Raw genomic sequence first — 14,751 nt, forward strand, 5'->3', positions numbered from 1 at the left:
GTTTGTCATGAAATTAGCCATTGTCACGGCCTGCCCGAACGGCATGGTCACCAGTGTGCTGTGCGCCCGGTTGCTGGATGCCGCGGCCCAGCGTCAGGGCTGGAGCACCAGCGTCGAAGTGGTGGATGCGGCGCACCCGGAACGTGAGTTGTCGGCGGCCACCATCGAGGCCGCCGAGTGGGTGTTGCTGGTGGCCACCGGACCTGTGGACATGACCCGGTTCATCGGCAAGAAAGTCTTTCGGATCGCGCCGGCGCAAGCCCTGCAGGATGTCGAAGGCGTGCTGCGGCGCGGCGCCGTCGAGGCCGAGGTTTACGTCGCTGCCGAAACGCCGCCCGTGGTTGCCAGCGCCCAAGCGCCGCGCCTGGTCGCTGTCACTGCATGCCCGACCGGCGTCGCCCACACCTTCATGGCCGCCGAAGCCTTGCAGCAAGCCGCCAAGCGTCTGGGCTACGACCTGCAAGTCGAAACCCAGGGCTCGGTCGGCGCGCGAAACCCGCTGAGCGCAGCGGCGATTGCCGAGGCTGACGTGGTGCTGCTGGCGGCGGACATCGAGGTCGCCACCGAGCGTTTCGCCGGCAAGAAAATCTACCGCTGCGGCACCGGGATTGCGTTGAAGCAGTCCGAAGCCACGCTGAAAAAAGCGTTGGCCGAAGGCAAGCAGGAAAGTGCTGCGAGCGACGGCAAAGCGCCGGCCAAACAGGAGAAAAGTGGCGTCTACAAACACCTGCTGACCGGCGTGTCGTTCATGCTGCCGATGGTGGTGGCAGGCGGTCTGATGATCGCTTTGTCGTTCGTGTTCGGCATCACCGCCTTCAAGGAAGAAGGCACGCTGGCGGCGGCGCTGATGCAGATCGGTGGCGAGACCGCGTTCAAATTGATGGTGCCGCTGCTGGCCGGTTACATCGCCTGGTCGATTGCCGACCGTCCCGGACTCGCGCCGGGGATGATCGGCGGTTTGCTGGCGAGCACCCTGGGCGCCGGTTTCATCGGCGGGATCGCTGCCGGGTTTATCGCGGGCTACGCGGCCAAGGCGATCAGTCGCTATGTGGCGTTGCCGCAAAGTCTGGAAGCGCTGAAACCGATTCTGATCATCCCGTTGTTCGCCAGCCTGTTCACCGGGCTGGTGATGATTTACGTGGTCGGCAAACCGGTGGCCGGGATGCTCGCGGCGCTGACGCATTTCCTCGACAGCATGGGCACCACCAACGCGATCCTGCTCGGTGTGTTGCTGGGCGGCATGATGTGCGTCGACCTCGGCGGGCCGATCAACAAGGCTGCTTACGCGTTCTCGGTGGGGCTGCTGGCCTCGCAGAGTTATGCACCGATGGCCGCGACCATGGCCGCCGGCATGGTGCCGCCGATCGGTCTGGGCATCGCCACGTTCATCGCCCGACGCAAGTTCGCCCAGACTGAACGCGAGGCCGGTAAAGCGGCGCTGGTGCTCGGGTTGTGCTTCATTTCCGAAGGGGCGATTCCGTTTGCCGCGAAAGACCCGTTGCGGGTGATTCCGGCAAGCATTGCCGGCGGTGCGCTGACCGGTGCGCTGTCGATGTACTTCGGCTGCAAGCTGATGGCGCCCCACGGTGGACTGTTCGTGCTGGCGATTCCGAATGCGATCAACCATGCGCTGCTGTACCTGCTGGCGATTGTCGCGGGCAGTCTGCTGACGGCGGTGGTGTATGCGCTGGTCAAGCGGCCGGAGGCTGTGGAACTTGCGCTGGAGCCCGCGAAGGCCTGAGGTGTCACACCCCTTTCATCTAGCGGTGCTTAAGTTTTCCTTTTTTCAGGGAGAACACCATGAGCGATTTCAATCCCGGTCGCCGGCGCGTGATGCAAGCCGTCGGCGCCGGACTGCTGATGCCGGGGCTGGCGCCGGCAGTCATCGCGTCGGTCAAGGATCGACCGCAACTCACTGACGGCGTGCAATCCGGCGACTTGCAGGGCGACCGCGCGATGATCTGGAGCCGCGCCGACCGCCCGGCGCAGATGGTGGTGGAGTGGGACACCCGCAGCCAGTTCCGCCACCCGCGCCGTGTCGTCTCGGCGCTGGCCGATGCCCGTAGCGATTTCACCGCCCGCGTCGAACTCTCGGGCTTGCCCGCCGATCAGGCGATTTTCTACCGCGTGTATTTCAAGGATGCCCGCACCGGCGTCACCAGCGAACCGTGGCTCGGCCATTTGCGCAGTGCGCCGACAGCGCGGCGCAATCTCCGTTTCGTCTGGAGCGGTGACACCGTCGGCCAGGGGTTCGGCATCAACCCCGATATTGGCGGCATGCGCATTTATGAAGCGATGCGCCTGCGCCTGCCGGACTTCTTTATCCACAGCGGCGACACCATATACGCCGACGGCCCGGTGCCGGCGCAACTGACCACCGAGGGTGGCCGGATCTGGCGCAACCTCACCACCGAAGCCAAGAGCAAAGTCGCCCAGACCCTCGATGACTATCGCGGCAATTACCGCTACAACCTGATGGATGAAAACGTCCGTCGCTTCAACGCCGAAGTGCCGCAGATCTGGCAGTGGGACGACCATGAAGTGGTCAACAACTGGTCGCCGGGCAAACAACTCGACGAGCGCTATCAGGAAAAGGATATCCACACCCTGGTCGGCCGTGCGCGTCAGGCCTGGCTCGAATATTCGCCGATGCGCCGTCAGGCAGCGGATGGTGGCGGGCGGATTTATCGCAAGTTGAGTTATGGGCCGATGCTCGATGTCTTCGTGCTCGACATGCGCAGCTATCGCGGCGCCAACGATGACAATCTCGGGCCGGAAAAACCGTTCCTCGGGCGCGAGCAACTGAACTGGCTCAAACGCGGATTGAAGGCCTCGAAGGCTCAGTGGAAAGTCATCGCCGCTGACATGCCGATCGGTCTTGGCGTGCCGGATGGCGAGGTCAGCCCCGGTGTTGCGCGCTGGGAAGCGGTGGCCAACGGCGACCCCGGTCCGGCGCAGGGGCGTGAGCTGGAAATCGCCGAGCTGCTGGGCTTTTTGCGCGCGCAACAAGTACGCAATTTCGTGTTCCTGACAGCGGACGTGCATTACTGCGCGGCCCATCACTACCATCCGGATCGCGCGGCGTTCCAGGATTTTGAACCGTTCTGGGAGTTTGTCGCGGGGCCCTTGAACGCCGGCAGTTTCGGGCCCAATCCGCTGGACAAGACCTTTGGCCCGCAAGTGGTGTTCGAGAAGGCGCCGGCGGTACAGAACGCCTCGCCGTTTGCCGGGTTTCAGTTTTTCGGTGAGGTGAACATCGAGGGGCAGAGCGGGGAGATGAGCGTGGTGTTGCGGGATCTGGAGGGGGTTGCGGTGTTTGAGCAAAAACTGCAACCGACTTGAGTTCACCGCAAACAATTTGTGGGAGCGAGCAAGCTCGCTCCCACAGTTACTGTGTGTGGTCAGTAAACGTCGCGGCGATAGCGACCCTGTTCGATCAGGTGTTCGACCTCTTCGGCGCCCAGCACTTCATTGAGCACCTGATCCACGCCTGACGCCATGCCTTGCAGGCTGCCGCAGATGTAGATCACTGCACCGTCCGCCAGCCATTTCTTCAACTCGCCGGCCGATTCGCGCAGGCGATCCTGCACGTAAATCTTCTCGGCCTGATCCCGCGAGAACGCCAGATCGAGGCGTTCCAGATCGCCGTTGATCAACCACTCTTCCAGCTCCGCACGGCAGAGGAAATCGTGCTCGCGATTGCGCTCGCCAAACAGCAGCCAGTGGCGCTGCTGGCCGTCGGCAATCCGCGCCTTGAGCAGGCTGCGCAAACCGGCGAGGCCGGTGCCGTTGCCCAGCAGAATCATCGGCACCGCAGCGTTCGGCAGATGGAAACCGCTGTTGCGGCGCACGCGCAGACTGATGCTGCCGCCGACCGGAGCATGCTCGGTCAGCCAGCCGGAACCGATGCCGAGACGACCGTCGGCATGCTGTTCCTGACGCACGATCAGCTCCAGCACGCCGTCGGCGGCAATCGAGGCGATCGAGTATTCGCGCATGGCCAGCGGCACCATTGCATCGACCAGTGCCTGAGCATGCAGGCCCACCAGATGGGCGCGGTGCTCGGGCAGTTGGCGGGTGGCGAGGGCGACCTCCAGCGACTCTTCCAGGCCGTTGACTTTGACGCTGGTTTCACCACGGATGCCGAGACCGTCGAGAAAGTGCTCGATGGCCCACGGGCAGTTGCGCGGCAGCACTTCCACCAGATCGCCGGCCAGCCAGCTGCGGGAGGTCGGTGCGGTCAAGCCGAGCAGGAAGACGGGGGCGCCGCTGCTGTCCGGGTTCATCAGTTCTCGACGTACCAGCGTCCAGTTTTCGTAGCTAGGCGCCTGCCAGGTGTCGACCGGCGCTTGTCCGGTGATTTGGCCCAGCTGTGTCTGCCAGTGACGCAGCGCGTAAGGATCACCGCTGTCGACTTCCACCGGGGCGAACAAGGTCTTGCCGCCGTGCTCGCCCAGCCATTGATGCAGGCGCCGGGCGAAACCGCAGAAGTGCTGATACTGACGGTCGCCGAGGCCGAGTACGGCGTAGTTGAGGCTGTCGAGGGTCGAGGCGTTTTTCAATACCTTGCGCTCGAAACCGCGAGCGCTGTCCGGCGCTTCGCCATCGCCGAAGGTGCTGACCACAAACAGCGCGTTGTTCGATTCGCGCAAATCCTGCTCGCTGACATTGGCCAGCGGCTGCACCTTCACCGGCAATCCGGCCGCCTGCAACTGGCCGGCGGTCTGCCAGGCGAGTTGCTCGGCAAAACCGCTCTGGCTGGCAAAGCCGATCAGCCACGCCGGTGTATCGCCGGCCGGTTGGTCGAGGCCTTTGCGGGCATCCTTGATCTGCTTTTTCTTGCGCCTACGATCGAGGTACAACAACCATCCGGTGATGAAGAACAGCGGCATCAATACCGCCGCGACGGTCACGATGATCCGCCCGACCAGGCCGAAATAGCTGCCGACATGCAGCGCGTAAATGCTGGTCAGCAATTGCGCCTTGAAACTCTTGTCGGCGTAGCGATCCACACGTTTGACGACGCCGGTGGCCGGGTCGAGGGTGATCTGGTTCAGCGCGCGGTCATGGGGCGAGCTGTCGAGCAGATAGAACACGGTCGCCGGTTGGCCGGCCACGGGCGGCATACGGATGTTGTAGGAGGCGAGGCCTGGACCTGCGGCGCTGTAGATGCTGATCCACATGGCGGCGTAATCGGCAGTCGGCGCCGGCCCTTCGGGGGCCGGGCCGCGACCGCCGCGCACGCGCTCGTTTTGCGGCGCGTCGGAAAGCAACCTGGTCAGGCCTTTGTTGTACCACTCGTAGGACCAGGACAGTCCGGTCAGTGCCAGCAGCAGGTAAACCAGCATGCACCAGGTGCCGAACACCGAATGCAGATCCCAATTGAAGCTGCGGCCCTTTTTCTTCCAGTCGAGGGTCAGCCAGACGCGCCAGCTGTTCCACTGGCGCGGCCAGCGCAGGTACAGGCCGGACAGGCAGAAAAACAGCAGCAGCAGGGTGCAGGCGCCGGTGATGTTGCGGCCCGTATCGCCCATGGCGAGGAACCGGTGCAGTTGCAGCATCAGACCGAAGAAATCCTGACCCGTGACGTTGCCCTTGAACTCGGCGGTGTAGGGATCGAAGTAGCGCATCTCGCCACGGCGCTCACCTTTGGGCGGGGTGAACCAGACGCGGCCGGCGCTGCCGCTTTCGGTCTCGACGGAGAGCATCGAGACTTTCTTGCCCGAGGCCGCTTCGATCCGCGCCACCAGATCGGCGGGCGGCAGGACGCCGGCGACCTGTTTCTCCACCTGCAACACGGAGGGGTTGAGGGCTTTGAGTATTTCGTCCTGAAACGAATAGGCAGCGCCGGTGATGCCCATCAGGGCCAGCACCAGCCCGGCAGTGATGCCAAAAAACCAGTGCAACTGGAACAGGGTTTTCTTCAACACGTCGCTTGCCTTGTCCGTTCGGAAATGGTGTTCACGGCGCGCATTATGCCGTGGCTTATCGAGAAACGTTCTTTATTACGCACAAAAGCCCCGCTCAAATGAATGAACGGGGCTCGATACTTCCCACTTCGATCAGAAGTGGAAGTTGGTACTCAGCAATGCCGTACGGCCCGCCGCCTGGTTGGCGAAGTGAGTCGAGAAGGCCTTGTCGTAGTAGGTCTCGTTGGTCAAGTTCTGCACGTTCAGTTGCAGGTCGACATTCTTGCTCAGCTTGTACGCAGCCATCGCGTCGTAGCGAACGTAGGAGTCGACCATGGTGGTGTTGGCCACGTTGCCGAACACATCATCCACATAAAACGCACCGCCACCGATGGTCAGCTTCGGCGTGACCTGGTAAGTGGTCCACAGGCTGGCGCTGTTTTTCGGCGTGTTAGGCAGCTCGTTACCGTTGTTGGCCTTGTTGGCCGGCAGGTCACCACCGTCAACCTGTTCGCTGTCCATGTAGGCGTAACCGGCGAACACTTGCCACTTGTCGGTGATCTTGCCGCTGGCGGACAACTCGATACCTTGTACACGCGTCTTGCCGGCGTTTTCGTACGAGGTGGTATCCACCTGGACACGCGCGTTTTCTTTCTCGGTGCGGAAGATGTCGGCGGTCAGCGACAGGCGATCGTTCAGCAAATCCCACTTGGTACCGATTTCGTAGTTCTTGGTGGTTTCCGGCTCCATGTCGCTCTTGAGCAGGTTGCCGTTACGATCCGGCGTGCCGCCCAGCGGGTTGCCTTCCTGACCTTCACCCAGGGTGTTGCCCGGCGGTGTGGCGGAGGTGGCGTAGGACGCATAGATGCTGCCGTTCTCGGCCGGTTTGTAGACGATGCCGAACTGACCGGTGACGAACTCGCTGGTGTCCGAACCCTTGGAGGTGGTGCGGCCAGCGTTGTTGTAGGTGTTGTAGCCCGTTTCGAAGTGGTCGTAACGCAGGCCCATGTTCACCAGCCATTGCCGGGACAGTTCCAGAGTGTCGAATACGTACAGCGCGTAGGTATCGGACTGGGTGTCGGTGCCGGCGTAGTTGCGCGAGATCGCGCCGTTCCACGGATCGTTCGGGTTCGGGTTCGACAGCGAGGTGCAGTTGTAGCCGCTGGCAGCGCCGATCAGGCCCGGATTGCAGTTGGTGGTCACGGCCGAAGTGCGCGGCGTGGTGTCGGTGTTGACGTTGTACGAGGATTTGCTGCTTTCCTCACGGGTGTATTCGACACCGGTGGAGAAGCTGTTCTTGAAGCCGGCGAGGTAGAAGTCGCCGAACAGATCGGTCTGGTTGGTGGTGGTCTCGGTGTTGCTCACGCGAGTGTTCGCACGACGCCAGACGCTGCCGTTGTTGACGTTGCCCTTGCTGTCGTCCGGCTGGGTCAGGATGTAATCCTGCATGCTGGTGCCGTGACGCAGGGTGTTCTTGATCGTCAGCGAGTCGCTCAGGTCATGCTCGATGGCGAAGGTCGCGGTATCGGTGCGGCCTTTGCGGAAGTCGCGGTCCAGACCGTAGAAGTTGCTGTGATCGCCACCGGCGTACGGCTTGTCCGGATTGGACTTGGTACGCGCCGCCGAGCCGCCGGCAGGAATCGTGTAAGGGATGCCCGAGTCCGGCGTGTCATTGCTTTCGAGATGGTAGTAGTCGAGGTTGACGCGGGTGTCGGTGCCCAGGCCGAAGGCCAGGGACGGCGCGATGCCCCAGCGGTCGTAGTCGACCTTGTCGCGACCGGCGACGTTGCTCTCGTGGCTCATCAGGTTCAGACGGCCGGCAGCGGTGTCGCTGAACTGGTAGTTGCCATCCAGGGTGTAACGCTGGGTCTGGTCGGAGCCCCAGGTGAAACCACCGTCGAACGAGTTGCCCAGGTGCGCTTTCTTGCTCACCAGGTTGATGCTGCCGCCGGCTGCGCCACGACCGCCGATGGCAGAGTTCGGGCCCTTGCTGACCTCGATGTTTTCCACGGCGAAGATCTCGCGGCTCTGGGAACCGGTGTCGCGCACGCCGTCGAGGTAGGTGTCGCCCTGGGCGTCGAAACCACGGATGAACGGACGGTCGCCCTGCGGGTTGCCACCTTCACCGGCACCGAAGGTAATGCCCGGTACGGTGCGCAGCGCATCCTGCATGTTCAGGGCGCCGGTGTCTTTGAGGACTTGTTGCGGGATAACGGTGACCGAGCGCGGTGTATCAACCAGCGGCGCGGTGTACTTGGGCGAGGAGGCTTTCTCGACCTGGTAGGAAGTCGAGTCCTGGGCTTCGCCGGTGATGGCGGTGGCGTCCAGGGCGATGGCATTGCCGGTGGCTTTGCTGTCGGTTTTTTCGGCGGCAAACACCATGTGGCCTGCGGAGCCGGCGGTGATGGCCACGCCGATGGCGGAAGCGAGCAGACGTGGTGAACCGACCGGTAATTGTGCTTGTTGACGTGCCATTTTTATTCCCCTCCCCAAGGATTTGAGGCGGCGGAATATAGGGTAAACAGGTATTCGTATCAATTGCGAAACATTGTTATTCGCACTGAATTTACATTCTTTACAATTTAACCTTACGGTTTTTGCCAGTTCATTCGTCTAGCGGGTTTTACACAGCCAATAAGAATCAATACCATTGCCGCCTCTTTGCCATCAGGTGACATTGCCATGCTGCTGCACATCCCCGCTCTGTTCGAAAAAGACGAAGTGCGGCGCATCCGCGAGGCTCTGGAACAGGCCGACTGGGCCGATGGCAAGATCACCGCCGGCTATCAATCGGCCAAGGCCAAGCACAATCTGCAACTGCCGGAAGGCCATCCACTGGCCAAGGAAATCGGCGCCGCAATGCTTGAACGCCTGTGGAAAAATCCGCTGTTCATGTCCGCCGCGCTGCCGCACAAAGTGTTCCCGCCGTTACTCAACTGCTACACGGCGGGCGGCAGCTTCGATTTCCACATCGACAACGCAGTGCGCCAGCCCAAGGGCAGCATTGAGCGGGTGCGCACTGATCTGTCCGCCACGCTGTTCTTCAGCGAACCCGAGGACTACGACGGCGGCGAGCTGGAAATCCAGGACACCTTCGGCACCCAACGGGTGAAACTGCCCGCCGGCGATATGGTGCTGTACCCCGGCACCAGTCTGCACAAGGTCAATGCGGTCACTCGCGGCGCGCGTTATGCCTCGTTCTTCTGGACCCAAAGCCTGGTGCGCGAAGACAGCCAGCGCGCGTTGCTGTTCGAGATGGACGGTGCGATCCAGCAACTCACCCAGGACATGCCCGATCATCCTTCGTTGATCCGCCTCACTGGCACCTATCACAATCTGCTGCGTCGCTGGGTCGAGGTGTAAGTGGCGGACTTTCGGTTACGTCGCGAAGAAGTCCTCGACGGCGAACGCCTCACGGCCATGCTCGAAGAAAGCCCGGCCCGTGCGGCTCAGGCGATTCTGATCGCAGCGGGTGAGGGCGTGCTCGAAGCGCAGGCGCTGCTTGGGCAGATTTTGCTCGATGGCCACGGGATTGCGCAGGATCAGCCGCTGGCAGTGCGCTGGTTTGAAATCGCCGCAGGGCAAGGTCATCTGATGGCGCGCAACATGCTCGGCCGCTGTCATGAACACGGATGGGGTTGTGTGGCCAGCGCCGAACTCGCCGCGCGCCATTACCAGGCGGCCGCCGACGCGGGGCTGGATTGGGCGATGTACAACCTGGCAAATCTGCACGCCACCGGACGTGGAATACCCGAAGACCAGGCGCAGGCCCTCGCCCTGTACCGCAGCGCTGCCGAGTCGGGACATGCCAAGTCGATGAACCTGTTGGGTCGGTATCTGGAAGAAGGACGTCACTGTCCGCAAGATCTGCCAACGGCGCGTGACTGGTATCGTCGAGCGGCTGAGGGCGGCGATTTTCGAGGACAGTTCAGTTACGCCGCGATACTTGCCGATGAGGGACGCATTGATGACGCTCTTGGCTGGCTGCGCAAGGCGCTGGACGCGGGCAATGTGAATTTCCTGCGAGTCGCCAGCGTGTCTTTGTTGAATGCACAACATCCTCGAATCCGTGCAATGGCAGACGCTTATAAGTTGCGGCTGGCAGAGTTAGTTGCTTTGTAAGCATTTACTTCGCGGTTATTTGTTTTCATCAAGTTGATGTGGCTGTTCTCGGGTAAGTATTCGGGTGAATGGCTTGTTTGTCGTGATTGCTAATATTTGAATGCTTGTTGATTGGTGTTTTGCTGTCCTAAGGTTGTTTTGCGATGTCGGCGCTAAAGTTGAAGTGAGTTGAGTGGCGATGTCGTTTCTAAAATAACTTTTATTAAATATCCGAAGAAGACAAGGAGTCTCTTATGGAATTCAAGATGGACAGCAAAATTGTCGAGATCGCCGCAAAAGCGCCTCTGATGTTTGTAAATGCTTCGCTTGGTGAAGATGAAGAATACAATCGGGACCCCGGTATTCAATTAACCAAGGAACAAATTATCGGCCTGCGTAAGTATGAAGTTTTGGGGCTGTCACTTCCTGTTCGGCTGGAAGATATCGTTGCCTATCTGAACTATGGTGCCGGGGATGCGGGGGGCGTTGGTCTCAAGGCAGCAGACTTTCAGAGGACCTTCGTCTGCACCTACGACCATGCGAAACGCTGGTCGCCGTTGCGTGAAAAAATCATGCTTACCGGGACTGACCTGAAGGTATTTGCCGGTAGCATTCTTGGCGCAGGTGCAGCAATTCAAGAGATCTACAATGACCAGCCTTCATCCTCTTACCTGGAAAACTACGATATCTACACGCCGGAGGAGTATCAGGAACTGGAGCGCAGGTTCCCGAACCTTCCAAGCCTGAACTTCCCTGCCGATGACGCCCTTGAGGTCAAGTCTCACCTCAAAACCATTCTGGACAAGGTGACAGCGGCCCACAGTAAGGCCGAACGAGTCCGAGAGGAGCTCGACAGTTTCGGCACCGATATGCGCGAGACGGTCTTGCCGGCGATCAGGTTGCGACTGGAGTTTGTGTCCCGTAATACCTACCAGGCCGACATCCAGATTCTGCAAGGCGAAATTGACCAGCGCTCCAAAGCTATTGATGAACTCAACAAGCAATATGATCAGCTGGTTCAGGAAGCAATCAGATCTGCGGCGACGTTTAACATTGGTGGTTTGATACTCGGTATCTACCAGGGCGTCAAAGCCGAAAAGATCCGCAAGGAGCGAAACCAGCTAAAAACAGAACAACAGTCTGCCAATCAGAAGATGGCCAGCAAGAGTCAGACACTAAGTTCCTTGAACAAGGTGCGTGATGACCTGCAGAACCTCAGCTACGTTGCGATTGAAGCAGAAGTTGCAACTCAAAATCTGATGCTGGTCTGGAACGCTCTGAGTACTTACCTCAAAGGTTCTTTTGAAGATATTGATGGTATTGTGACAGCAACTAATTTCAGGATGTTCAAAAATCAGATTTTCTCCATCATTGATCCGTGGCGAAAAATAAGAACAGCTTCTGATCAACTGCTGGGTGTGTTCGCAGCGGCAGAAAAAGAGTATGGAAACGGCTTTGCAGTATTCAGGAGCAACACAATGATGTTATCGCTACAGGATGATTTGACTTCTTCTGATTTTGACGTCGCGGCACTGCGTGTACACAGTGCTTCGGTTCAGGCAAGTAATGTCACTGCGCAAATGCTGGGTGAGCAATTCAATTATTTGCCAGGTACCGTCCGCACCATGAATGGGCTGACGGTGGCTATCCAGAAGGCCACATTCGAACTTCGTAATCAGGCCCAGACGACAGGGATCAATCTGGAGCGTGCGCAGAACAGGCTGAAAATGTCTCAGAGCGATCTCCTCAAATATCCTGAAGAAGGGGATGAAATCCGCGAAGAAATGGAAACCGAGCTCAAGAATGTATCGATGAAAGTCTCCGAGCACGCGAACGATTTGAAGATGACGCACAACGGCTTGAGTACGGCTTATGACCGATCGGCTTCGGCGCAATGGATTGTGACGCTGCAGCAGGACCGGGCGTTCACGGAGGCATTGAAGGTCAAGTCGGAAGAAAAAATCGCCGATTTCGAAAAGCAGATGGAATCGGTGTCTGAAGCGCTCGAACTGATCGCGAAAGCCGGGGTGGAGAAAATCGGTCAGGAAGCCCGATTGACGCTGGATAACCTGAAAGCACTGGGGCTGGCGCCACCGCAGGTTCAGATTGCACTGTTTGCCATTGATACCTTGAAAAAAATGATCGCGGGTATCGGCGAGGCTATTTCCTATCTGAACATGCTGGCGGGTTACAACCAGCTCAAGGATAAGGCAGCTGATCTGAGGGCGCAGTTGAAGAAGCACGTCAACGATATCTACCAGATCGATGGAAAGATTCAGCTGGTGCAAGTGCTCGACCAGTTGGACGAAGAGCGCTGGAGTTACGTGAATGAGTATTCGAATCTGGTGGCTGTATTCGAGTCCTTCGCCCGAGACTTCCAACAGGACAAATCGCAGCCTGCCGAGCAGCGGACGGCTGCCGCACTCACCCGGATTGCCGATGTCAGGCAGTACCTGAAAACTGTTCAGCAGTAAGGAGTCGAGGCGGTGGGCGACATGCTCACCGCTTCCCTGTCACTCATGAAAACACTTGCCTATGAATTCTCCACAACGCAACGACGCGTGCTGGATCGATACACAATTTTTCTCGGTTCTCTTCACCCAACCTTCAACAACATTCCTTTGGTGTTTGAGCGCCGCAGAGCCAGCGGTCATCAACTGGCAGTACGGGCCAGCGATTCGCGTTTGAACAACGCCAGCTTCAATGCACGCTACTTGCAGGAGTTCTGGCAGCGCACCGAAGAGGTTCGGCGCCTGTGCAGTACTTACGTCGCGGATCTGGCTGCGTTCACTGCCGAATCGCTGGAAATTAGCCGCAATACTTCAAGGAACGAGCCCCTCAGTCAGGTGGATTTCAAGTTGTACAGCTTATCCAGGTCGCCGACCTGGAGGTTGTTTCCCCCTACGAATGTCCCGGAGCTCGTTCACGAACTCGCGCTTCGTTTTTACTCGTTGAGGGCAGCGATAGGCCAACTGAAATACACAATCGTCGAGGTGCATGACGAGTCGTTCGGGCTCAAGTCGGTGTTTGGCAGGGCGATGGATCATCGCTCGTGCCAGTGCCATAACCAACCCGCAGTGGTTGAGGAGTTGTTTCGTGAAGCGCGCACGTCGCCGGTTTGGGACGTAGCTTATTCGTCAGCGGATCCGGTAGTCAGGGCCGCTGAATACAAAGCTGATGTAGCGGTGTTGTTTAACGGATTGGCTTCCGTGAGTTCGCACATCAGCGTGTTTCTCGAAGAAACCGGCTTGCGCATCGAAATGTTGTACTACGACTTGTTGAGGGCAGAGCGCGCATCGAAACTCGGCGAGTTGAATTTCCAGCTGGCCGCCATGCAAGAGGGCGCCGATGAGTTCATGACCATGCTCAATCATCTTGAGAGCTGGCTGCGCAAATAAAAAAGGCCCATGCACATGCATGGGCCTTTTCATTTACAGCTTCGCTTACACGTAGAACGACTTCAGCGGCGGGAAGCCATTGAACTCTACGGCGCTGTAGCTGGTGGTGTACGCACCGGTCGACAGCCAGTAGAGGCGATCACCAATCGCCAGATTCAGCGGCAGGCCGTACTTGTAGTTTTCGTACATGATGTCGGCGCTGTCGCAGGTCGGGCCGGCGATCACGACTTCTTCCATCTCGCCTTTCTTCTCGGTCCAGATCGGGAACTTGATCGCTTCGTCCATGGTTTCGATCAGACCGGAGAACTTGCCCACATCGGTATAAACCCAACGCTCGACGGCGGTACGGGATTTACGCGCGACCAGTACCACTTCGCTGACCAGGATGCCGGCGTTGGCAATCAGTGAACGGCCCGGCTCCAGAATGATTTCCGGCAGATCATCACCGAAGTCTTCCTTGAGGAAGCGGATGATTTCTTCGGCGTAGGTTTCCAGGCTGTTGGTGCGGGTGATGTAGTTGGCCGGGAAGCCACCGCCCATGTTGATCAGCTTCAGGTGGATACCGTCTTCTTCTTTCAGGCGCTCGAAAATCACTTTGACCTTGGCGATCGCGGCGTCCCAGACGCTGATGTCACGCTGTTGCGAACCGACGTGGAACGAGATGCCGTAAGGCACCAGACCCAGATCGCGGGCGAGGATCAGCAGGTCCATGGCCATGTCGGTCTGGCAGCCGAATTTGCGCGACAGTGGCCAATCGGCTGTGGTCGAGCCTTCGGTCAGGATGCGCACATAAACTTTGGCGCCCGGTGCGGCCTTGGCGATGTTGCGCAGGTCGGCTTCCGAGTCGGTGGCGAACAGACGCACGCCCTTCTCAAAGAAGTAGCGAATGTCCTTGGACTTTTTGATGGTGTTGCCGTAGCTGATCTGGTCCGGGCTGACGCCCCGGCTCAACACTTTGTCCAGCTCATAGATCGAGGCGATGTCGAAGCTCGAACCTTTCTCTTTGAGCAGGTCGATGATCTCGACGGCCGGGTTGGCCTTGACCGCGTAGTAGACCTTGGCGAATTCGAAACCGGCGCGCAGGTCATCGTAGGCCTGGGCGATCATCGCGGTGTCGATCACCACGAACGGGGTTTCCTGTTTGTCGGCGAATGCCTTCATTTTCTGAAAGGTTTCGCGCGCGAAATAGTCTTCGACCTGGATCGACATACCTGGGAGCTCCTATGGGCAAACTCGTGAAATCAATGGGTGCAAATGAACGCCCTCCGTATCCCCACTTTGGTTCGCCTACTTCCCAAGGCATGTCGCCGAAAGCAAAAAGGCCATGGGAAATGTAGTCTTTC

At 59.1% G+C, this 14,751-nt stretch carries 9 protein-coding genes; 6 read left to right on the plus strand and 3 right to left on the minus strand.

Features of this window, described 5'->3' with window-relative positions:
- Positions 1 to 7 precede the first annotated feature (7 nt).
- Together CAF73_RS08350 and CAF73_RS08355 are read left to right on the plus strand one after the other, a co-directional pair.
- Positions 8 to 1,741, plus strand: a complete 1,734-nt coding sequence (locus CAF73_RS08350; protein WP_085698407.1) for a PTS fructose-like transporter subunit IIB — start codon at positions 8 to 10, stop codon at positions 1,739 to 1,741.
- Positions 1,742 to 1,800: 59 nt separating this feature from the next.
- Positions 1,801 to 3,342, plus strand: a complete 1,542-nt coding sequence (locus CAF73_RS08355; RefSeq protein WP_085702445.1) for an alkaline phosphatase — start codon at positions 1,801 to 1,803, stop codon at positions 3,340 to 3,342.
- Between the two features lie 59 nt (positions 3,343 to 3,401).
- Here the strand turns inward: CAF73_RS08355 and CAF73_RS08360 are convergent, their stop codons facing one another.
- Together CAF73_RS08360 and CAF73_RS08365 are read right to left on the minus strand one after the other, a co-directional pair.
- Entirely contained in the window at positions 3,402 to 5,930 is a 2,529-nt protein-coding gene (locus CAF73_RS08360) for a sulfite reductase flavoprotein subunit alpha (protein ID WP_085702446.1), read from the minus strand.
- 132 nt (positions 5,931 to 6,062) lie between these two features.
- Positions 6,063 to 8,384 carry a TonB-dependent siderophore receptor gene (locus CAF73_RS08365; protein WP_085702447.1) on the minus strand — a complete coding sequence of 774 codons (2,322 nt, stop codon included), beginning with the start codon at positions 8,382 to 8,384 and terminating at the stop codon, positions 6,063 to 6,065.
- A gap of 207 nt (positions 8,385 to 8,591) precedes the next feature.
- Here CAF73_RS08365 and CAF73_RS08370 point away from each other — a divergent pair, with 207 nt between their 5' ends.
- The 4 genes from CAF73_RS08370 (at position 8,592) to CAF73_RS08385 (ending at position 13,408) form a co-directional block, all read left to right on the plus strand.
- On the plus strand, positions 8,592 to 9,272 hold the full coding sequence (locus tag CAF73_RS08370; RefSeq protein ID WP_085698411.1) for a Fe2+-dependent dioxygenase: 681 nt from the start codon (positions 8,592 to 8,594) through the stop codon (positions 9,270 to 9,272).
- Positions 9,273 to 9,329: 57 nt separating this feature from the next.
- Positions 9,330 to 10,031, plus strand: a complete 702-nt coding sequence (locus CAF73_RS08375) for a tetratricopeptide repeat protein (RefSeq protein WP_085702531.1) — start codon at positions 9,330 to 9,332, stop codon at positions 10,029 to 10,031.
- 233 nt (positions 10,032 to 10,264) lie between these two features.
- Positions 10,265 to 12,484 (plus strand): alpha-xenorhabdolysin family binary toxin subunit A, encoded by a 2,220-nt coding sequence (locus CAF73_RS08380; RefSeq protein ID WP_085702448.1) that lies wholly within the window; start codon positions 10,265 to 10,267, stop codon positions 12,482 to 12,484.
- 21 nt (positions 12,485 to 12,505) lie between these two features.
- Positions 12,506 to 13,408, plus strand: coding sequence for a hypothetical protein (locus CAF73_RS08385; protein ID WP_256574656.1), 903 nt, complete (start codon positions 12,506 to 12,508; stop codon positions 13,406 to 13,408).
- Between the two features lie 45 nt (positions 13,409 to 13,453).
- Here the strand turns inward: CAF73_RS08385 and CAF73_RS08390 are convergent, their stop codons facing one another.
- The gene (locus CAF73_RS08390; RefSeq protein WP_085702449.1) at positions 13,454 to 14,617 is read right to left on the minus strand and encodes a type III PLP-dependent enzyme; all 1,164 of its coding nucleotides are present in this window, start codon (positions 14,615 to 14,617) and stop codon (positions 13,454 to 13,456) included.
- Positions 14,618 to 14,751: the final 134 nt, after the last annotated feature.

This window comes from Pseudomonas sp. B15(2017) (genome assembly GCF_002113215.1).
Lineage (GTDB): Bacteria > Pseudomonadota > Gammaproteobacteria > Pseudomonadales > Pseudomonadaceae > Aquipseudomonas.